Source organism: Bradyrhizobium forestalis, assembly GCF_002795245.1.
GTDB classification, from domain to species: Bacteria; Pseudomonadota; Alphaproteobacteria; order Rhizobiales; family Xanthobacteraceae; genus Bradyrhizobium; species Bradyrhizobium forestalis.
In genome coordinates this window covers 218,772-238,085 of record NZ_PGVG01000001.1, presented here as the reverse complement: position 1 = coordinate 238,085, position 19,314 = coordinate 218,772, and the positions used below count along the sequence as shown (strand labels likewise).

14 protein-coding genes and 1 pseudogene are annotated in these 19,314 nt (G+C 65.8%); 4 read left to right on the top strand and 11 right to left on the bottom strand.

The genetic code is table 11. The features are described 5' to 3' along the window. Positions 1–210: 210 nt before the first annotated feature. From CVM73_RS01055 to CVM73_RS01010, 9 genes and pseudogenes are all read right to left on the bottom strand, one after another. Entirely contained in the window at positions 211–1,422 is a 1,212-nt protein-coding gene (locus CVM73_RS01055) for an ABC transporter substrate-binding protein (RefSeq protein WP_100230387.1), read from the bottom strand. 229 nt (positions 1,423–1,651) lie between these two features. Then, on the bottom strand, positions 1,652–2,227 hold the full coding sequence (locus CVM73_RS01050; protein WP_100230164.1) for an HdeD family acid-resistance protein: 576 nt from the start codon (positions 2,225–2,227) through the stop codon (positions 1,652–1,654). Positions 2,228–2,355: 128 nt separating this feature from the next. Then, a complete protein-coding gene (locus CVM73_RS01045) occupies positions 2,356–3,879 on the bottom strand; it encodes an FAD-dependent oxidoreductase (RefSeq protein ID WP_100230163.1) in 1,524 nt (507 codons plus the stop codon). A gap of 29 nt (positions 3,880–3,908) precedes the next feature. Next, positions 3,909–4,082 (bottom strand): annotated as a pseudogene (locus tag CVM73_RS01040) (GTP cyclohydrolase I); the annotation flags it as partial. A gap of 202 nt (positions 4,083–4,284) precedes the next feature. Beyond that, complete coding sequence (locus CVM73_RS01035) at positions 4,285–5,400, bottom strand: sensor histidine kinase (protein ID WP_100230386.1); 1,116 nt, start codon at positions 5,398–5,400, stop codon at positions 4,285–4,287. Positions 5,401–5,426: 26 nt separating this feature from the next. Further along, positions 5,427–8,027: an ATP-binding protein gene (locus CVM73_RS01030; RefSeq protein WP_208639156.1), complete on the bottom strand. Its 2,601-nt coding sequence runs from the start codon at positions 8,025–8,027 to the stop codon at positions 5,427–5,429. A gap of 138 nt (positions 8,028–8,165) precedes the next feature. Next, complete coding sequence (locus tag CVM73_RS01025; protein ID WP_167406540.1) at positions 8,166–9,059, bottom strand: alpha/beta fold hydrolase; 894 nt, start codon at positions 9,057–9,059, stop codon at positions 8,166–8,168. Positions 9,060–9,173: 114 nt separating this feature from the next. After that, on the bottom strand, positions 9,174–10,001 hold the full coding sequence (locus CVM73_RS01020; protein WP_100230160.1) for an HD domain-containing protein: 828 nt from the start codon (positions 9,999–10,001) through the stop codon (positions 9,174–9,176). Positions 10,002–10,220: 219 nt separating this feature from the next. Next, complete coding sequence (locus CVM73_RS01010) at positions 10,221–11,120, bottom strand: LysR family transcriptional regulator (RefSeq protein ID WP_100230385.1); 900 nt, start codon at positions 11,118–11,120, stop codon at positions 10,221–10,223. A gap of 152 nt (positions 11,121–11,272) precedes the next feature. Between CVM73_RS01010 and CVM73_RS01005 the strand changes: the two genes are divergently transcribed. Genes CVM73_RS01005 through CVM73_RS00990 form a run of 4 tightly spaced genes read left to right on the top strand, consistent with a single transcriptional unit; the run spans position 11,273 to position 15,506 of the window. Further along, a complete protein-coding gene (locus CVM73_RS01005) occupies positions 11,273–12,424 on the top strand; it encodes an ABC transporter ATP-binding protein (protein ID WP_100230159.1) in 1,152 nt (383 codons plus the stop codon). After that, positions 12,417–13,364, top strand: coding sequence for a carbohydrate ABC transporter permease (locus CVM73_RS01000; protein WP_100230384.1), 948 nt, complete (start codon positions 12,417–12,419; stop codon positions 13,362–13,364). The genes CVM73_RS01005 and CVM73_RS01000 overlap by 8 nt, the downstream gene beginning before the upstream one ends. Further along, positions 13,361–14,197 carry a carbohydrate ABC transporter permease gene (locus CVM73_RS00995; RefSeq protein ID WP_100230158.1) on the top strand — a complete coding sequence of 279 codons (837 nt, stop codon included), beginning with the start codon at positions 13,361–13,363 and terminating at the stop codon, positions 14,195–14,197. The genes CVM73_RS01000 and CVM73_RS00995 overlap by 4 nt, the downstream gene beginning before the upstream one ends. Before the next feature lie 28 nt (positions 14,198–14,225). After that, the gene (locus CVM73_RS00990) at positions 14,226–15,506 is read left to right on the top strand and encodes an ABC transporter substrate-binding protein (protein WP_100230157.1); all 1,281 of its coding nucleotides are present in this window, start codon (positions 14,226–14,228) and stop codon (positions 15,504–15,506) included. Positions 15,507–15,898: 392 nt separating this feature from the next. Here CVM73_RS00990 and CVM73_RS00985 read toward each other — a convergent pair whose 3' ends face one another. Together CVM73_RS00985 and CVM73_RS00980 are read right to left on the bottom strand one after the other, a co-directional pair. Beyond that, positions 15,899–16,777, bottom strand: a complete 879-nt coding sequence (locus tag CVM73_RS00985) for a transglutaminase family protein (protein ID WP_100230156.1) — start codon at positions 16,775–16,777, stop codon at positions 15,899–15,901. Then, positions 16,774–19,287, bottom strand: coding sequence for a circularly permuted type 2 ATP-grasp protein (locus CVM73_RS00980; protein WP_100230155.1), 2,514 nt, complete (start codon positions 19,285–19,287; stop codon positions 16,774–16,776). The genes CVM73_RS00985 and CVM73_RS00980 overlap by 4 nt, the downstream gene beginning before the upstream one ends. Between the last annotated feature and the right edge of the window lie 27 nt (positions 19,288–19,314).

Sequence of the window (19,314 nt, the reverse complement as noted above, 5' to 3'; positions counted from 1 at the left end):
AGACGCCCGCGGCAGTGAAGGTGCCTCTTCCCTTCTCCCCTTGTGGGAGAAGGTGGCGCGAAGCGCCGGATGAGGGGTCTCTATCCACGCACAAATCCGCTCGTGAGGAGAGATACCCCTCACCCGGCTGCGCTGCGCGCATCCACCCTCTCCCACAAGGGGCCCACAAGGGGAGAGGGTGCACCGTCTTTGTGGCCACTACTTCAGGTCTCACGTCCCGCGCAAGAGCTCGCTGGCCACGACCCAGTCGTTGCCGTCGAACTGCAGCATGTAGCCGTCCTTGATCGGGCGGAAATCCTGCGGCGTGGTGTTGAGGGTGATGCCGGGCATCAGCAGCGACAGCGGCACCTTGTTCAAATTGGCAGCCTGCGCCATGATGTTCTCGCGCGTCAGATTGTCCTTGCACTGCTTCAGCAGCACCACCAGCGCCTCGGCGACGGTGTAGCCATAGAGCCCGGCGACGTTGTTGACGTCGGCATTGGGCAGGCGGCGCTTCATGAAATCGATATAGGCTGTCATCGCCGGATCGTCCTTGGGCGCCTCGACGAACGGCTTGAGCGCGCCGAGCGACAGCACGCCCTTGCCGGCATCGAGCCCGGCCGGCACCATCACGGTGGCCTTGTTGGCACAGCCGGAGGCGAGGAAGCGCGTCGGCTGCCAGCCGACCTCATGGGCCTTCCGGATCGCCTGCGCGCAGGCGCGCGGCGTCACCGAGTAGATCATGAACACATCGGCCTTGGTGTTGGCGAGCGTCAGCACCTGGGAATCGACGGTGGGATCTGCGACCTCGAAGCTCGATGCCATCGCGATCGCCTTGTCGGCCTCAGTGCCGAGCGCCTCCCTGACGCCGCGCAGATATTCCTTGCCGGCGTCGTCGTTCTGATAGAGCACCGCAAAGCGCGCATTCGGGTTCTTGGCGCGGGCATAGGCGACGTCGATCGCCGCTTCGCTGGTGTAGTTCGGCGCCCAGGGCAGCGCCATCGACCAGGGCATGTTGGCGGGATCGTTCCACTTCGAGGCCGAGCTGATCAGGAAGAGCTGCGGCACCTTGTTGCTGTTGAGATATTTTGCGATCGCCGAGCTCGGCGCGGTGCCCATGGTGGCGAAAATGAAGGCGACGCCGTCGCCTTCGACCAGCCGACGCGCGGCTTCCATGGTCTTGGGCGGCGAGAAGGCATCATCCAGCGAGATCAGATTGAGCTTGCGGCCATTGACGCCGCCCTTCTCGTTGACCTCGTCGAAATAGGCGGCGATCACCCTGCCGGTGATGCTGAGCGGCGAAGCCGGCCCGCTATAGGGCATGGTGTTGCCGATCTTGATCTCGGTGTCGCTGACGCCGGGACCGTAGGATTTTTGCGCATGTGCAGGCGTGGACAGGCAGGCGGCAGCCAAAGCTGCGGCCAGGGCCAAGGCGGCTCTCATGGTGTCTCCCCGATGATCATCGCCGCGCGGCGAAGCGGCCACGCGGAGCGCTGCTTTTGTCAGCACGTCAGATCAGCGGAGTTCCGCAAGATGGTCTTGCGTCGAGTTGCTGATGGCCTGCTGCGCGGCTAAAGCGCGATGAGACTGGGATGAATCGTCATCGCGCTTCAGGTTGTTGTTTACGCATGATCTTTCCGGAAAACCGCTGCGCACTTTTCCGGATCATGCTTTAGCCGCGCCGCTTCAGGCTGAAGCCGAGGCTGATCCAGCCTGCACCGGCCATGATCAGGTCGATGCCGAGGAACAGGCCGAGGATGTAGACGCTGTTCACCGGCCAGCGCGCCAGGATCAGCAGCCCGAGCAGCAGCGTGATGACGGCCGACAGCGCCACCCAGACCCACGGGCTTTTGCGTTTCATGCTGAAGGCAAGAAACAGCCTGACGGCGCCGGAGGCCAGCAGCGACGCGCCGAGGAACAGCGTCAGCAGAACCGCGGCGAATAACGGATTCTCGAAGGTGAGGAAGCCGGCTATGACGTAGAGCACACCAAGCAAGGCCCAGACCAGAGACTTGCCCCAGCTCTTGAGCTGGAATGCACCGATGATCTCGGTCACGCCCGCGACGATCATCATCGCGCCGACCACGATCACGCTCGCCACCGTCGCCATCACCATGCTGCCGAGCGCGACAAAGCCGGCGATGAGATAGACGACGCCGAGCGCGACGATCCAGCCCCATTTGGCATGCAGCGCCGCGATGCCGGATCCGAGGCTGGAATGATGAGACGTGTCCGAAGCACTGGTCATGACGGCCACTCCTGCTTGCGAAGCCCGGGGGCACGCGCCAGAATAGCACGCGCCGTAGCGGGACGACAGTCAGCAGAGCACCCGTACCGGCAGCGACATTGACGCAAATCAAGTTCGAATGCGGTGCGTCATCCGCGCGAGCGCTCCATCTCGAGCTCGGCCTTGAGATTATCGAGATCGCGATAAATTGAAGCGACCGCCAGCACCCGGCCGGCCCTGCGGTACTTCAGCAGACAATCCTTGCCGGAAATGCTGCCGTCGATCGCGATATCGTCGAAGCTCTCGGCGTGGCCGACATAGTTGATCGGAACGTCGTAGTGCTGGGACCAGAAGAACGGCACCGCGTCGAAGCGTTCACGCCTGCCGAGCATGTTGCGCGCCGCAGTCTGACCCTGCCGTTCCGCCACCACCCAATGCTCGACGCGGATGGTTTGCCGCGAATGCGGGTCGGGCCAGCGCGCGATGTCGCCGGCGGCGAAGATGCCGGCGACGCTGGTTTCCAGATATTCGCTCACGCTCACGCCGCGATCGGCGACAAGGCCCGCCTGCTCGGCGAGCGCGAGGCGCGGCTTGACGCCGATGCCGACCACGACGAGGTCGGCCTCAATGACAGCCCCGCTCTTCAGCGTGGCGCGGGTGCCCTCGAGCTTCTCCACCGTATCCTTCAGGTGGAAGACAACGCCGTTCTCTTCATGCAGTGACCGGACGAAGTCGCCCATCTCGGCGCCGAGCACCTTCTGCATCGGCCGCTCCTCCGGCGCGACCACATGGACTTCCAGCTTGCGCGCGCGCAAGGAAGCCGCGACCTCGAGGCCGATGAAGCTGGCGCCGATCACGAGCGCGCGTTTGGCGCTGCCTGCCGCCGCGATGATGGCGCGGCTGTCGGCAACGGAGCGCAAGGTGCGAACGTGCGGCTGGTCGGCGCCCGGAATCTGGAGCTTTGCCGGCTCGGCGCCGGGGGCGAGCAACAGCCGGTCGAACGGGAGCTTGTCACCATTGCCCAGCGTGACGCTGCGGGATTTGGGATCGATCGCAGAAACATGCGTGTTGAGCCTGAGATCGATGCCGGCGTCCCGATAGTAATCCTCGGGCCGCAACGGCAGCCAGTCCTCTGGCGCGTTGCCGGCGAGATAATCCTTGGAGAGGTTCGGCCGATCGACCGGCATCGCACCGTCATTGCTCAGCATGGTGATGGCGCCGGCAAAGCCCTCGCGCCGGAGCGTCTCGGCCGCCGCAAAGCCGGCCGCGCCGCCGCCGACGATCACGAATTTTTCCGGCGTCGGCGCGCTGCGATGAGCCGTTGACGGCTTTGGTGCCTCGCGCCTGCGCTGAACGACGATCCTGTCGCCGTCGCGCGCGACGTCCCACACCGCCAACGCGTTCAGCGCCGGCGGACGGCTGGCCTCGCCGGTGCTTAGCGAAAAGCAGGCGTGATGCCAGGGACAGCGGATGGTGTCGCCGACCACGAGGCCCTCGGCGAGCGGGCCGTGATAGTGGCTGCAGGCCGGCTCGATCGCAAAAGTCTCGTTGCCGGACTGCACCAGCAGGACGTCTTCCTCGCCGACATGGCCGAGCAGCTTGCCGTCCTTGAATTCGGTCAGCGACACGCCCCTGGTCAGGTCGGGCCCGCTCGGCTTCTTGTCCTCGGTCATGGCAGCGTCTCCTTGGCTAGCCGCGTGACTCACGTGTTTGAATTGGCGAGGCCCAACAGCTCCTGGCGTATCAACGCATTGTCGCGGAACACCCCCAGCATGCGACTGGTGACGAGATCAGTTCCGGGCTTGTGCGCGCCGCGCGTCGTCATGCAGTGATGCGTCGCCTTGATGATGACACCCACGCCTTCCGGTGTAAGCACGTAGCAGCGGTCCTTCAGCTTGGACGGCTCCAACCGGAAAAGGTTCCCGAGATGAGAAAAAATCGGAGGCCGGCGGGCATGCGAAGCCCGGGGCACGCGTCATGACAGCACGGACCATGTCGGGACGACAGCCAGCAGAGCAGCCCTCGGCCGCACCAACATTGACGCAAATCAAGATCGAATGCGGCGGTTCAAGCGCAGCTCAGTCGGGAATGCCGAAATAGAACGCCGCACCCTTGCCGACCTCGGCATTGGCCCAGATGCGACCGCCGTGGCGCTGCACGATGCGCGATGCGATCGAAAGGCCGATCCCCGTGCCCTCGTACTGATCGGGATCGTGAAATCGCTGAAACGCAGCGAACAGCTTGTCGGCCTGCTGCAGGTCGAAGCCGGCTCCATTATCGCGCACGCAATAGATTTTTTCGCCGGCTTCGGTCCAGCCGATCACGGTGACCAGCGGCTTCTCGCGCGCGCGCGTGAACTTGAAGGCGTTGGACACCAGGTTGACGAGCACCTGCCGCAGCATCGCCTGGTCGCCGACGCAATCGGGAATGTCGCCGACATGGACGACGACCTCGCGACCCGCGTGCTGCCGGCGCACTTCGTCGACGACCTCGCGGACCAGGGCCCCGACCTCGACCGGGCCCTTGGACAGCGGTTGGCGGCCGAGCTTCGACAGCCGCAGCAGCCCCTCGATCAGGCGCTGCATGTGCTCGCCGCTGGCCATGATGGCGCCGACCAACTCCCGCGGCTGGTCCGGCCATTCCGCGGAATGATCCTCGACCAGCGTCTCCGCATATCCGACCACGACCGAGAGCGGTCCGCGTAGATCGTGCGCGACGGAATAGGAGAATGCCTCGAGCTCCCGGTTCGCGGCCTCGAGCTCCAGGGTGCGCTCGCGCACCCGCTGCCCCAATTCGGCGTTCTCGAGGCGAAGGCGCCGGACCGCCAGCGCACGCTCGAGCACGGGAATGACGACGCTGAGCTTGAACGGCTTGAGAATGTAGTCGAGCGCGCCCGCCTTCATGGCCTCGACCGCGGTGGCGATGGTTCCGTCGCCGGTCATGATGATGCCGACGAGATCGGGATCGATCTCCTGCGCGGCCCGCAGCAGCTCGATGCCGCCCATCCCCGGCATCATCAGGTCGGCGAGCAGCAGGTCACACCTGGCGCGCCGCAACTCCGCCAGAGCGGATGGCCCGTCCGAGTAGCCGACCGTCTCGTAGTCCGCACCCGGCAGCGTGTCGCACAGCGCCCTCATCTGCGCCACTTCGTCGTCGACCACGAGAATGCGGGCCCTCGCGCCTTTCGTCAGCATGTTGCTCCACCCTGCCCTCATGGACCTCACGCGCTGGCGGGCCCGCAGCATCGTACCAGCGTCTCGCGCAATTCGCGAAGCTTCGGCGGCTTGCTGAGGACGTAGTCGACATGCGGCGGGATGTCGTCTTCGGACGTGAGGCGCTTGCCCCAGCCGGTCAACATGATCACGGGTGTCGTGGACGAAACGCCCTTGATCGCGCTCGCCACCTTGCGTCCGTCGACGTTCGGCATGCCGAGATCGGTGATGACGGCAGCGAAGGTCTCGCCACGCTCGGCGGCGGCGCAGAACGCCGCGATTCCGGCCGCGCCGTCATTTGCCGTCACGATGACGTGCCCCTCCGCCTCCAGCGTGTTGCACAATGACCTGAGCAGCATCGGGTCGTCGTCGACTAGCAGGAGGCGCAGGCGCGCCGGCCTCGCGGGTTCGGGCGCCTCGCGCAACGGCGCGCCGGACGGCGCTTCCGGCACCGGAAAGCTCAGCACGACGACCGTGCCGCGGCCGACCGCACTGTCGATGTCGATGTCGGCGTTGTGGCGCCTGGCGACGCCGTAGACCATGGCGAGACCCAATCCGGTGCCGCGCTCTCCCTTCGTCGTGAAGAACGGTTCGAGGCAGCGCCGGCGGGTTTCCTCGCTCATGCCGACGCCGTCGTCGCCGACCTCGACCCGCACCTGATCCTGGTCGCGCCCATTGCCCCCGGCACCGCGCAGGAGCCTCGTGCGCAGCGTCAGCGTCCCGCCGGCGGGCAGCGCATCGACCGCATTGAAGATGAGATTGATCAATGCTTCGCGGATCTCGCTCTCGACGCCCGAGACCGGCGGCAATCGTTCCGCAAGCTCGCTGCGCAACGAGATCACGGTGCCGCGCAGCTGCGGCATGTCGCTCCAGCGCGCCCGTGTCAGGTCGATGACCTGCTGCACCAGCTCGTTGAGCCGGACCGGCATCAGCGTCAGCTGAGGCTCGCGCTGACGGTAGAATTCGCGCATGCGCGTGACCGTGTGTGCGACATCTTCGACCGCCCGCTGGATCGTCTCCAGATACTCCCTGGTGCGCGGGCTGAGATTCGGCTCCACCTCCAGCAGCGATTGCGTATAGAGCGACACCGGCGACAGCGCGTTGTTGATGTCGTGCGCGATGCCGCTGGCCATCTGACCGAGGGCGCGCAGCCGCTCCTGCTGCATCACGGCCTGCTGCGTCTGCCGCAGATCCTCGTAGGCCTGCTGAAGGGCGCCATGGAGTTGCGCTTGATGGGCGGCGAGCGCGACATGCTCGCTGAGCTGCCGCAGAAACTCGCACTCGCCGCTGCTGAAGCTCTCCTTCTCCTTACGTACGGCGACGAGCACGCCGAACACCCGGCTCTCGACCTGGAGCGGGGCCAGCACCATCGCATGCAAGCCGCCGCGGGCGAGCCGCATCGGGAACGGAAACGGCGACTGCGCGATCTCCGGCTCGTAGACGAGCTGGCCCAGCACGCAGCGGGAGAGACCGTTCTCGTCGATGGCGATCCGCGAGCGTTCCGGCATCGCGAGTTCGAGCGCAAGAGCGCCGCTCTTGAGCCCGACGCATTCCACCGTCAACACATGATCGACCGTGTCGTGAAAGCACAGGGCGGCGAAATCCACCGGCAACTGGTCTTCGAGACTGCGGACCACCACCTGGAATATGCTGTTGAGATCCTGCCGTTCGCCGATCGCACGCGTGATCTGGTGCAACAGGCTCAACCGTGCGAGCTGGGCCTGGGCCTTCTGCTCCGCATGCAGGCGCACGAGAATCTCGGATTCCAGGGCATGGTTGGACGCCGCAAGCTGTGCGGTTCGTTCCTCCACACGCACTTCCAGTTCCTCGTTCAGGTGTGCGAGCTGTGCTTCCGCGCGCAGCCGCTCCAGCATGTCGGATGAGGCCATCTGCATCACCGAGAGCAGCAGGACGAGGCGGCCGCCGATCTTGCCGAGGTGAGCGACCATCGCCTCGGTGTCGTGCGGTGCCTGCGAATACAACATCGAGACATGGCCGAGCAGAACGACGGCCCCCATCAGGGCGAGCGGCCCGAAAATCCGGTCCTCCGTTCGCAGCCGCCAGCACAGGACGCAGGTGATCGCCCACAACGGCGGCGCCAGGATCAGCACCGGACGGGTGATCTCGAACAGACCCGGAGGACGATATGGTGGAAGGTGCTGGAAGATCACCACCAGCAGCACGGCCACGACCGCCATGAACAGCGCAAACGGCGCCGTCCCGCCCCCTTGCCGCCGCGACGACCAGATCGCGGCAAGGATGCCGATCGCAAGGATGTGGGCCGCCGGCGGCCACGTCGCCGGCCGGAGGAATTCCCGCAACTGCATGACGAACGCGAGCGACCCGGACCATTCGACGATCACCAGGACATGAAGGAACTCCAGAACGAAGGTGGCGCCGAAGGCGATCGCGAGCCGCTTGGACAAGGGCTGCTGGATGCCCGCGCCCATTTCCCAGAACAGCAACGCCAGCAGGCCCGTGACGAGAGCTATGCTGGTGTCCAGAATGGTGTGGAGCTCCGGATAATCCTGGCGACCGGCCGCAAGAAGCGCCGCGCTCCCGGCGCCAAAGGCGATCAGCACGCCAACGACGCTGAACGACGAATTCACGATCCTTGTCGCCGAACCCATATCGCCCCGCGGGAAACATCGTTTCAGAGAAAACAACGATGCGAATCAAGGTTCGCAATTTTTCTCTCTTTTCTGCATCTCATGCAATCTATACGTGAGATCCGGCACGCGAAAGACCTATCGCTGCGCCGCCGTGCGGACATCGATCACGGCCTGCGCCCATTCGGCCGGCCGCTCCTGCGGCAGATTGTGACCGGCATCGGTGAAGACGCGCCGCTCGAAAAATCCCTCGAACTTGCGCGCGTGGTGGGCGGTGCCGGGATTGACGCCGTCGCTGTCGCCGTCGATTGCGATGGTCGGGACGTTGATCGGCGGCTGCGCGGCGAGCTTTGCCTCGATCGCGGCATAGGCGGGATCGCCCGCCACCAGCGCATAGCGGTGGCGGTAGGAGTGGATCACGACATCGACGAAATCAGGATTGTCGAAGGACACGGCGCTCGCCTCGAACGTCGCGTCGTCGAATGTCCATTTCGGCGACCACATCGCCCAGAGCTGGCGGGCAAAGCCGCGGCGGTTACGCTCCAGCGCACGGCGGCCGCGCTCGTTGTGGAAGAGATATTGATACCAGAGCGCCGCCTCCTCCGGCGGCGAAGCCGGCTCCATGGCGCGGGCGATGTTCTGGATGTTGTAGGAATTGCCGGAGACGAGGGCGATCACGCGCTCCGGATACAGCGCCGAGACCACGCAAGCCGCACGCCCGCCCCAATCATAGCCGCCGACGATTGCGCGCGCGATCCCGAGCGCATCCATGAAGGCCAGCAGATCGGCGCCGAGCGCCGCCTGCTCGCCGGAGCGCAGCGTCTCGGGGAAGCGAAACCGCGTCGGTCCATAGCCGCGCAGCCAGGGCACCAGCACGCGGGCGCCGGCTTGTGCGATCAAGGGCGCAGTCTCGGCATAGGCGTTCACGTCATAGGGAAAGCCGTGGCCGAGGATGCAGGGCCAGCCGTCCGGCGCGCCGTATTCGCGATAAGCGATGTCGAGGACGTCCGTGCTGATGGTTCTTTGTTGCATGATTTGCTCACGGAGTTTTGCGCAATCGTAGCCCGGATGAGCGCAGCGACATCCGGGACTTTGCGCCACCGGCCCCGGATGTCGCTGCGCTCATCCGGGCTACCAGTGCGCGGCCTATTTCTGCGGACCGGACAGCGAGATGTCGCGTTCGGCGCGAAACACGTTGCTGTAGAGGTTGGCGATCCATTGCCGGCCGATCTCGGTCTTGTTGAGATAACCGATCTCGGTCTGGATGTGCGGTGCGACGCTGTTCCAATAGAATTGCGGGTAGCGGTTCACGATGTCGGCCGGCGAATCGTAGCCGAGCTGGCGGTTGATGCCGACCTCCTCGAACTCGTAATAGAGCGCGTTGGCCTTGCGCAGATAGTTGGGATCGCCGAGCTGGCCGATGAAGTCGGCCGCGCGCAGGATCGAGGCTTCGTCGTCATATTCCTGCCCTTCCTGGGCCGGGAAACGGGTGCCTTCGATGGCGCGCGCAATGCGCTCGCTGTCAAGACCGCGGATCGGCGGCAGCCGCCGGCGGACGAAGAGCTTCGAGCGGTCGACGTGATACATCATCAGGCTGGCATCCGAAGCGCCCCGCGGCAGCGACACCTTGGTGCCGGCCTCGTCAATCACGAAACCGTCTTCGTCATCCTCCGGAAACAGACCCCGGACATAGCCGATGTCGTGGGCGAGACAGGCGATCAGGACATGGAGGTAGTCCTCCGCCGCAAGATGCGCGTGGAGATTGCGCCCCATGAGGATTGCCTGGGCGGCCAGCGTCACCAGCATCGTATGTTCGATGTTGTGATAGAGCGCGTCACTATTGCCGATGCATTCCATCGCGGTGCGCGTGGAGCCTTCCAGGACCCTGGCATAGGACTCGTCGTACCTGCGGCGCATGAACGAGCCCAGCAACTTCTCCAGGGTTTCAGCCGCCAGTCTCGGTAAGGTCATCATGGATGCAGCCCCGTCCGCCGCTGGTATCCCATGCCATCTCCCGACGTCTCATTCTTGTCCTCGACGCAGCAGGGAGCATAGCCCATCTTGGGTCGGGTCACCAAATTCCGGAGCAAAGATACGTAAATATCTTGCCATCCCGCTGCGCAGCATTACGGTTGCCGTTACAGCTCACCACAACCCAAGGCAGCCGGAAAGCCCCGGACCCCGACTGCCGCTTCAGGGCGCGGCCAGGATGTCCGTGCCGTCGGCCGGACGCGAAAGACTTCTGGCCAGGTAGAACAGCTCGACCAGCTTGCCGCGTTTGCCGGCCAGCGAGAAGATGTATTCGGGCGACTCCGCCTCGATTTCCGCGATCGCCACCTTCGCGATCCGATCGATGCGGCTCGAGCCGTGCTCCCAGACAAAGCCGACGCCAAGCCGGTTGGCGACCGCCTCCAGCATCCCCTCGCGCGTATTGACGATGATCGCCGGACTGGCGCGCAGGTTGACGGCGCGAAACGCCCTGTCCACGGCGCGCTGGGTCGCGGAATCCCGGGTCCGAAACACCAGCGGATACTGCATGAGGCCGGCAATGGACACGCGCGATTCACGGCTGAGGTCGTGAACGGGATGGCAGATCGCAACGACGCGCTGCTGGACGCAGGGCTCGCGCCGGAAGCGGTTGTCCTGCGGCACCTCCGGCAATACGGCGACGTCGACGCGCTGGTCGACCACCGCGGCCATGATCGCCGACCAGCTGCCGATCTCGATGTTGATCTGGATCTTCGGATACAGATTGCGGAACGCCGCGATCAGCGCCATGCCCGGCATGGCGTTGCCGAGCCCGATGCGAAGCTCGCCCCCCGTGAGCTCGTCGCGCTGCTGCAGGATGGCCAGCGCATCCGCCTCGATCGCCTGCATGCGGCTCGTTGCAGCGTAGAGCCGCCGGCACAACGGCGTCGCGATCAGGCTCTGGCCATGCCGGTCGAACAGCGCGACCGCGAACTCGGCCTCCAGGTCGCGCACGAGCTGCGCGACTGCCGGCTGCGACACCCCGAGCCGCCTGGCTGCGGCCGCAAAGCTGCCGGTCTCGAACACCGCGTTGACCGCCCGGACGCGCGACGACGTCAACGCCACGACAAGACCCCCAAGATCGACATTCCCGCTTCCGGACCCGGCGAAAGCAAAGCCTGGGATGACCATAAGGAAGGCCATTGACCGTTATGTGAATGTCAGATGCGCTTCCTACTCCTCGTGCGCCGCAACGGGCCAGCAGGGGATCAGCGCGCATGGCGCAAATCGAACTTTCCGCAATCCGCAAATCCTTTGACGGCACCGACGTCCTGAAGGGCATCGATTTCCGGGTCGAGGACGGCGAGTTCATCTCGCTGGTCGGTCCTTCCGGCTGCGGCAAGTCGACCCTGCTCCGCATCATTGCCGGGCTCGAGCCGCAGAATTCCGGCCAAGTCCACATCGACGGCCGCCATGTGGACGGCATTCGCCCGAGCGCGCGCAACCTCGCGATGGTATTCCAATCCTACGCGCTTTATCCGCATTTGAGCACCTTCGACAACATTGCGGTACCGCTGCGGATGCGGCGCCTCTCCGCGGTCGAACGGCTGCCGCTGTTAGGTGCGCTGCTGCCGAGCCGACGTGCCAAGGAACGGCACATTCGCGCCGACGTCGCAGGGATTGCCGAGCAGCTCGACATCACCCCACTGCTCCGGCGCAAGCCCGGGCAGTTGTCCGGTGGACAGCGGCAACGCGTCGCGGTCGGACGCGCCATGGTGCGCGAGCCGCTGGCCTTCCTGTTCGATGAACCGCTCTCCAATCTCGACGCAAAGCTGCGCGTCCACATGCGCGCGGAGCTTGCCGAACTGCATCGCCGCCTCAAGGCGACGTTCGTCTACGTCACGCACGACCAGGCCGAGGCGATGACCATGTCGAGCCGGATCGCCGTCATGATGGGCGGTGAATTGATTCAGGCCGGGACGCCTGCGGAGATCTACAACGATCCCGGCGACATCCGTGTCGCCGAATTCATCGGCAGCCCCAAGATCAACATCCTCCCCGGCCGGATCCGGAAGGACGGCGGCGTCGATGTGCTGGGGACTGCGCTGAAGCTGTCATGCAGTGCGGCGGCCGGCGACTGCCGTGTCGGCGTCCGCCCGGAGCGGATCGACCTCGGCGCGGGGCCGTTCTCCGGAACCGTCGTCCATCTGGAGAATCTCGGTGCCGAGGCATTCGTGCACCTTGCGATCGAAGGCGCCGGGTTGCGCCTGATCGCGCGGCTCGCGGACGTCAGGCATTTGCCCGCGATGGCGAGTTCCGTCGCCTTCGGTTTCGCGCCCGACGCGGTACGGGTTTTCGATCCGGCCGGGAAGCGGATCGAGCTCAGGGTGGAGCAGGCCGAGCGCATCCGTGAGCCCGCCCATGTCTGACGGCTCCATAACCATTGGCGCGGCGATCGTTCCCGCAGGCGCAACAAGGCGCGCGGTGCCGGCTCATGGCAGCCGACGTGCGTACTCCGCCTACGCCCTGGTGACGCCGGCCGCCGCGCTCATGTTGATCATGCTGCTAGGGCCACTCGCCGGCGTGATCGCCCTCTCCTTCACCGACTATCAGCTTGGCGCACCGCATTTCTCCTGGATCGGGCTGGCCAATTACCGGGACCTGTTCGCCGACAAGGTGTTCTGGACCGCGCTGCGCAACACGCTGGCTTATGTCGTGATCGTGGTGCCCGGCGCCGTGATCGCAGGCCTTGCGATCGCGCTTCTGATCCAGAGCGGCACCAGCCTGCGCAGCCTCTACCGGACGATCTATTTTCTGCCTGTCATGGCGACCCTGATCGCCATGGCCGTGGTGTGGGAGTTCATGCTGCACCCGCAATTCGGCCTGGTGAACGGGATGTTGCGCGGCGCGGGCCTGCCGGCCTTTGCCTGGCTGCAGGACCGCAGCACCGCCCTCTATGCGCTGTGCGCGATCGGCATCTGGCAGGCGGTCGGCTTCAACATGGTGCTGTTTCTCGCCGGCCTCGTCTCCATCCCCAAGCAGCTCTACGAGGCGGCCGAAATCGACGGTGCGTCGAGCGGCTGGGCGCGCTTCCGCCTCGTGACCTGGCCGATGCTGGGGCCGGTCACGACCTTCGTCGTCGTGATCTCCGGCATCCGCTCGTTCCAGGTGTTCGACACCGTGCACGTATTGGCCAAGGGCGGCCCGTCGAAATCCACCGAGGTCCTGATCCACACCATGTACACGGAAGGGTTTGAGTTCTTCCGCTCAGGCTACGCCGCGGCAATCACGGTCGTCTTCCTGGTCTTCGTTCTCGCGCTCACGCTGATCAAATCGAGGCTCGCCGATCGCGGGGTGCACTACACATGAGCAACGCGCATTCCATCCCATTCCGGGCGATCCTCCGCCACGTGCTCCTCATCGCGGGCGCCGCGCTCATGCTGGCGCCCTTCATCTGGATGATCTCGACCGCGTCCAAGCCGCAGACCGAGATCTTTTCCAGCGAATTGCACCTGATCCCGCACCAGTTCGCGCTGGCGGAGAACCTGCGCGAGGCATTCGCCAAGGCCAATCTCCTGCGCTTCCTGCTCAACGGCGTCATCGTCACGGTCTCGATCTTCGTGCTGCAGGTCATGGTGGCGCTGCCGGCGGCCTACGCGCTCGCAAAACTTCGCTTCCTCGGCCGCGAGACGCTGTTTGCGCTCGTGCTGTTCGGGATCCTGATCCCGCCGCAGGCGACCGCGATCCCCGTCTTCCTGCTGCTGCACAAGGCCGGCCTGCTCGACAGCTATGCCGCGCTCGTCCTGCCCTTCACGATCTCGGTCTTCGGAATCTTCCTGATGCGCCAGTTCTTCAAGACCGTGCCTGACGATCTCGTCGATGCCGCGCGCATGGACGGCATCTCCGAATTCGGCATCGTCTGGCGGGTGATGCTGCCGGCCGCGATCCCGGCCGTCACCGCCTTCGGCATCTTCTCCGTGGTCGCGCATTGGAACGACTATTTCTGGCCGCTGATCGTGCTCAACAGCGAGCAATTGCGGACGCCGCCGCTCGCGGTCGCGCATTTCCGCAACAACGAGGCCGGCACCAGCTACGGCCCGCTGATGGCCGCGGCGATGGTGATCATCGCGCCGCTCGTGATCGCTTTCCTCTTTGCCCAGCGCCGTTTCATCGAGGGCATCACCCTCACTGGGATCAAGTAACCGCGTCACCTCAAACAGGAGTCTATCCATGCTGAAGTCCATCATCGCCGCGGCGGCTCTGTCGCTTGCGGCCGGATCTGCGCTCGCGCAGAGCCAGACCGAGATCGTGATGCAATATCCCTATCCGGAGCTGTTCACCGAGACCCACAAGCGCATCGCCGAGGAATTCGCCAAGGTGCACCCGGAGATCAAGGTCACCATGCGGGCGCCTTACGAATCCTACGAGGACGGCACCCAGAAGGTGCTGCGCGAGGCCGTGACCAATCAGATGCCCGACGTGTCCTTCCAGGGCCTGAACCGCATCCGCGTCCTGGTCGACAAGAATATCCCGGCCGCGCTCGACGGCTACATCGCGGCCGAAAAGGATTTCGACAAGCAGGGCTTTCACCAGGCGATGTTCGACATCGGCACCGCCAGCGGCAAGGTCTACGCCCTTCCCTTCGCGATCTCCCTGCCCATCGTCTACGTCAACCTCGATCTGGTGAAGCAGGCCGGCGGCGACGTGAACAACCTGCCGAAGAGCTGGGACGAGCTGATCGCGCTCGCCAAGAAGATCAAGGCGCTCGGCAACGACACCAACGGCGTCACCTATGCCTGGGACATCACCGGCAACTGGCTGTGGCAAGCGCCGGTCTTCGCGCGCGGCGGCACCATGCTCAATGCCGACGAGACCAAGGTCGCGTTCGACGGAGCGGAAGGCAAGTTCGCCATCAACATGATCGCGCGGCTCGTCAACGAGGGCGGCATGCCCAATCTCGACCAGCCCTCGATGCGCGCGGCGTTCGCGGCCGGCAAGACCGGCTTCCACATCACCTCGACCTCGGACCTCAACAAGGTCACGCAGATGACGGGCGGCAAGTTCGCGCTGAAGACGATTGCGTTCCCGGACGTCGCCTCCCCGAACGGCAGGCTGCCGGCCGGCGGCAATGTCGTGCTGATCCTCGCCAAGGACAAGGCCAAGCGCGACGCCGCCTGGGAAGCGGTGAAGTTCTGGACCGGCCCCAACGGCGCCGCGATCATGGCCGAGACCACCGGTTACATGCCGCCGAACAAGGTCGCCAACGACGTCTATCTGAAGCACTTCTACGTCAAGAACCCCAATAACTACACCGCGGTCAGCCAGCTCGCGCTGCTCACCAAATGGTACGCCTTCCCCGGCGACAATGGACTGAAGATCACCGACGTGATCAAGGATCATCTCAACTCGATCATCTCGGGCGCCCGCGCCAGGGAGCCCGAGGCCGTCCTCGCCGACATGACCGCGGACGTGCAGAAGCTGCTGCCGAAGACCACCGGCGCGGCACGCTGAGCATCCTCGCATCCGCCGGCACGGGGCGCCATCGGCGCCCCGTGCCCCAATGACGCAGGGCTATCGCATTTGAGAGCTTTTCCTTGCGGCCATCCTTCGAGACGCCCGCTTTAGGCGGGCTCCTCAGGATGAGGGCGGAGTGTGCGGCAGCAGTGTCAACGGGTACTGAGGCCGATTAGCCTCATCCTGAGCCCCCAGCGCCGAAAGCGGGCGCTGCACATGGAACCATGAACCACCTGCCAGACGTCGTCTGACAGGTGGTTCATGGAGAGGAGGCGCGTAAGCGCCGTCTCGAAGGACGAGGCGTGCGCGCAGGCTGCCGCCACGCGGCATATGCGATCGCCCTGCCCACTGACTGGAGACGGCGAAAACTGCTTCATCTTCGTCCAGGGCTACTCCACCTGCAGCACGTCGACGGCGACGCCGAGCTTCTGCTTGTGCGAGCCGACGATGATGCCGTCGACCGGCGAGACGTCGGAAAAATCGCGCCCCATTGCAAGCACGATGTGATCGTTGCCGATGAGGAGATCGTTGGTCGGGTCGAGATCGACCCAGCCGAGCTCCACCCCGCACCACAGCGACACCCAGGCGTGGGTGGCGTCGGCGCCCTGCAAACGCGGCTGGCCCGGCGGCGGAATGGTGCGCAGATATCCGCTGACATAGGCCGCGGGCAGGCCGAGCCCGCGCAGCCCTGCAATCATCACATGGGCAAAGTCCTGGCAGACGCCGTGACGCTTGTCGAAGACCTCGTCGAGCGGCGTCGAGATCACCGTCGCCTTGGCGTCGTAGCGGAACTGGTTGCGGATGCGATGCATCAGATCGACCGCGCCTTTGAGGATGCCCGCGCCGGGCGGAAAGCTGATCCCCGCATAGGCGCTGACAGGGCGCAGCACCGGCACCAGGGGGCTCGCAAAGACATAGCCGACCGGCGAAGCCGGCCCGAGGCTGGTTGCTTCGAACGCGATGTCGCGAATGCTCTCCCAGGGCGGACTGGATGCATCGCGCGCCGGCGGCTGGCGCGACACCGAGACGCGCGAACGCGAGTCGATGCGCAGATTGCGATGCGCGGCTTCGATCACCACGCTCTCGGTCAGCGTGCCGAAGAAATCGCGCCTGACATTGCGCTCGGCCGGGCGTGGATGGATCTCGAGATCGTGCGAGATCAGCTCCTGGCCGGCGCCGCTTCTGGGCTCCAGCCGCAGCGTGCAGCGGGCGAAGCTGACGGGATTCTCGTACTCGTAGGTGGTGACGTGACGGATGTCGTAGATCACGCCAGCCCCGTCAGCTTTTCCGGCCGGCTGGCATTGGGACCGTGCGGGAAGTAATGCTGCCCGATCGCGTCGGCGAGGCTGAGCAGATCCTGCTCCAGCGAGAACAGCGTCTTGACCTCGAGCTTCTCGGCCTCCGCGGTCGCGAGCATCGCCTGCATCGCCACCGCGAGCCGCTGCGGCTTCTCGATCAGGCCGTGCTCCTTCAGGCTCGGCAGCGCGGCGATGTGCTCGTTCAGCGTCGTCACCTGGAATGCCACCGATCGCGGATTGTAGGGATCGAGCACGGCGAGGTCGCGCACCGGCGCGAGGATCGGCGCCAGCAGATAACGCGAGCGGTAGGTGATCTGGCAGTCCACCAGCGTCAGCAGAATGTCGAGATCCTCGTCGCCGGCCTCGTCATAAGCGAACTGCCGCGTGAAGCGCGTGGTGTTGATGGCGCGTTCAGTGCGGCGTCCGATGTCGAGGAAACGCCAGCCGGCGGCGCGGTTCATGTTCTCCTGTGCGAGGCCTGCGAAGCTCGCCAGCTCCTGCAAGGTCAGCTCGGCTGCGCTCAAGACACTGTCGTCGTCCTCCACTTCGTAAGCCAGCCGCTCGGCCATTTCTGTTATGACCTGCCAGGCATCGGGCGACAGCCGCTCGCGCAAGGAGGTCGCGGTGCGCTGGGCCGCGCGCACCAGCGACAGCGCCGAGCCGAAACGCGCCTCGCTCTGCAGCGCTTCGGCCACGATGCGTCCGGGCGCCGTGCGCGACGTTTGCGAGACCGCGCCCCAGGCCACCAGCATGCGCTGGATGCGTTCGGCCGATTGCACCGAGGCCGCCGTGCCCTTGTTGGGCCCGCTCGGCGAGCCCAAAGCGCGCACCAGGCGCAGCGTCGCCTCGGCACGCTCGAGATAGCGGCCGAGCCAGAACAGGTTGTCGGCGGCGCGGCTCGGCAGCACGCCGGCGATGCGGCGGATGCGGACCTTGTCGGTCGCCGGCAGCAAGGTCGCGGTCGAGACCTGCTTTTCGGAGACGACCCAGACGGCGGCGGCACGCGCGCCGTCGCCCAGCGACACGGCGCGCGCGTCCGGCTGCTCGGCGATCCGGCAGAAGCCGCCGGGCATGATGGCCCAGCCGTCGGTTGTGGCGGCGGCAAACACGCGCAGCACGAAGGGACGCGGCGTGAGCTGCCCGTGCTCCCACACCGGCATGGTCGAGAGCCGCACCACCTCCTGGCCGACATAGTCCATGCCGCGCGTGGTGATGGCATCGATCAGGCGCTGCCGGCCACTCGCATCGAGCTCGCTCGCGAGCACCGGACCGCTCGAGTCGAAACCGGGAACGCCGCGCCGGTAAGCACCTTCGATCGCGACCTCGTCGAGCCGCGCCAGCACCTCGTCGCGCGCCGCGCGCTGGCCGCACCACCAGGTCGCGATGTGCGGCATCTTCAATTCCTCGCCGAGCAGGCGGCGGCTCAGCGCCGGCAGGAAGCCGAGCAGCGCCCGCGCCTCCAGCACGCCCGAGCCCGGCATGTTGGCGACGACGACGCCATCCTTGCGCAGCACATCGATCAGGCCGGGCACACCGAGCCGCGAGGAGGCATCGAGCTCGAGCGGATCGAGCGAGTTGGAATCGACCCGGCGCAAGAGCACGTCGAGCCGCTTCAGGCCGGCGACGGTGCGGATGTGGACGCGGTTGTCGCTGACCGCGAGATCGTCGCCCTCGACCAGGAGGAAGCCGAGATAGCGCGCCAGCGTCGCGTGCTCGAAATAGGTCTCGCTGAAGCTGCCGGGCGTCAGCACGCCGATCCGCGGCTCGTCGCGATCGGCGCGCGCGCGAAGACTGTCGCGGAAAGCTTCGAAGAACGGGGCGACGCGCGGCACGTTCATCGACTTGTAGAGGTCGGAGAAGGCGCGCGAGAGCACGAGGCGATTCTCCAGCGCGTAGCCCGCGCCCGAGGGCGCCTGGGTGCGGTCGCCGAGCACCCACCAGCGGCCATCGGGGCCGCGGCCGACGTCGGCTGCATAGAGCGAGAGATAGCGTCCGCCCGGCGGCGGCACGCCGCAGACGGGACGAAGATATTCCGGACTGCCGGCGATCGCGGCTGCCGGCAGCGCGCCTTCGGTGACGAGCCGGCCCTCACCATAGATGTCGCGCAGCACGCGCTCCAGCAGCTCGGCGCGCTGGGTGATGCCGGCGCAAAGCTGCCGCCAGTCGGCCTCGTCGATCAAGAGCGGCAGATGGCTGATCGACCAGGGCCGGTCGGCGCTGTCGCCGGGCGCGCGGTAGGTGACGCCGGCCTCGCGGAGATGGCGATCGGCCATGCCGAAGCGCCGCTCGATCTCGTCGGGCGCCAGCGCGCCGAAGGCATCGAAGAAGCGGCTCCAGACCGCGCGGGGGGTGCCGTCCGGGCCTAAGAACTCGTCGGGGATGCCGGGCAGGCGGCTATAATCGCGGACCCATTGCGCGATCCGCTGCTGAGCTTTTGCCCTGCCCGCCTGGTCGTTGTCTTCGGCTGCGCCCTCGGCCATGCGCCTCTCCCTGCCCCCGCATCATAC

What these genes read in the sequence shown, in the direction of transcription:
- CVM73_RS00990 (WP_100230157.1), top strand. Translation starts at nt 14,226, where the DNA reads ATGCTGAAGTCCATCATCGCCGCGGCGGCTCTGTCGCTTGCGGCCGGA.
- CVM73_RS01050 (WP_100230164.1), bottom strand. Translation starts at nt 2,227, where the DNA reads ATGACCAGTGCTTCGGACACGTCTCATCATTCCAGCCTCGGATCCGGC.
- CVM73_RS00995 (WP_100230158.1), top strand. Translation starts at nt 13,361, where the DNA reads ATGAGCAACGCGCATTCCATCCCATTCCGGGCGATCCTCCGCCACGTG.
- CVM73_RS01025 (WP_167406540.1), bottom strand. Translation starts at nt 9,059, where the DNA reads ATGCAACAAAGAACCATCAGCACGGACGTCCTCGACATCGCTTATCGC.
- CVM73_RS00980 (WP_100230155.1), bottom strand. Translation starts at nt 19,287, where the DNA reads ATGGCCGAGGGCGCAGCCGAAGACAACGACCAGGCGGGCAGGGCAAAA.
- CVM73_RS01000 (WP_100230384.1), top strand. Translation starts at nt 12,417, where the DNA reads ATGTCTGACGGCTCCATAACCATTGGCGCGGCGATCGTTCCCGCAGGC.
- CVM73_RS01055 (WP_100230387.1), bottom strand. Translation starts at nt 1,422, where the DNA reads ATGAGAGCCGCCTTGGCCCTGGCCGCAGCTTTGGCTGCCGCCTGCCTG.
- CVM73_RS01045 (WP_100230163.1), bottom strand. Translation starts at nt 3,879, where the DNA reads ATGACCGAGGACAAGAAGCCGAGCGGGCCCGACCTGACCAGGGGCGTG.
- CVM73_RS01020 (WP_100230160.1), bottom strand. Translation starts at nt 10,001, where the DNA reads ATGATGACCTTACCGAGACTGGCGGCTGAAACCCTGGAGAAGTTGCTG.
- CVM73_RS01005 (WP_100230159.1), top strand. Translation starts at nt 11,273, where the DNA reads ATGGCGCAAATCGAACTTTCCGCAATCCGCAAATCCTTTGACGGCACC.
- CVM73_RS01035 (WP_100230386.1), bottom strand. Translation starts at nt 5,400, where the DNA reads ATGCTGACGAAAGGCGCGAGGGCCCGCATTCTCGTGGTCGACGACGAA.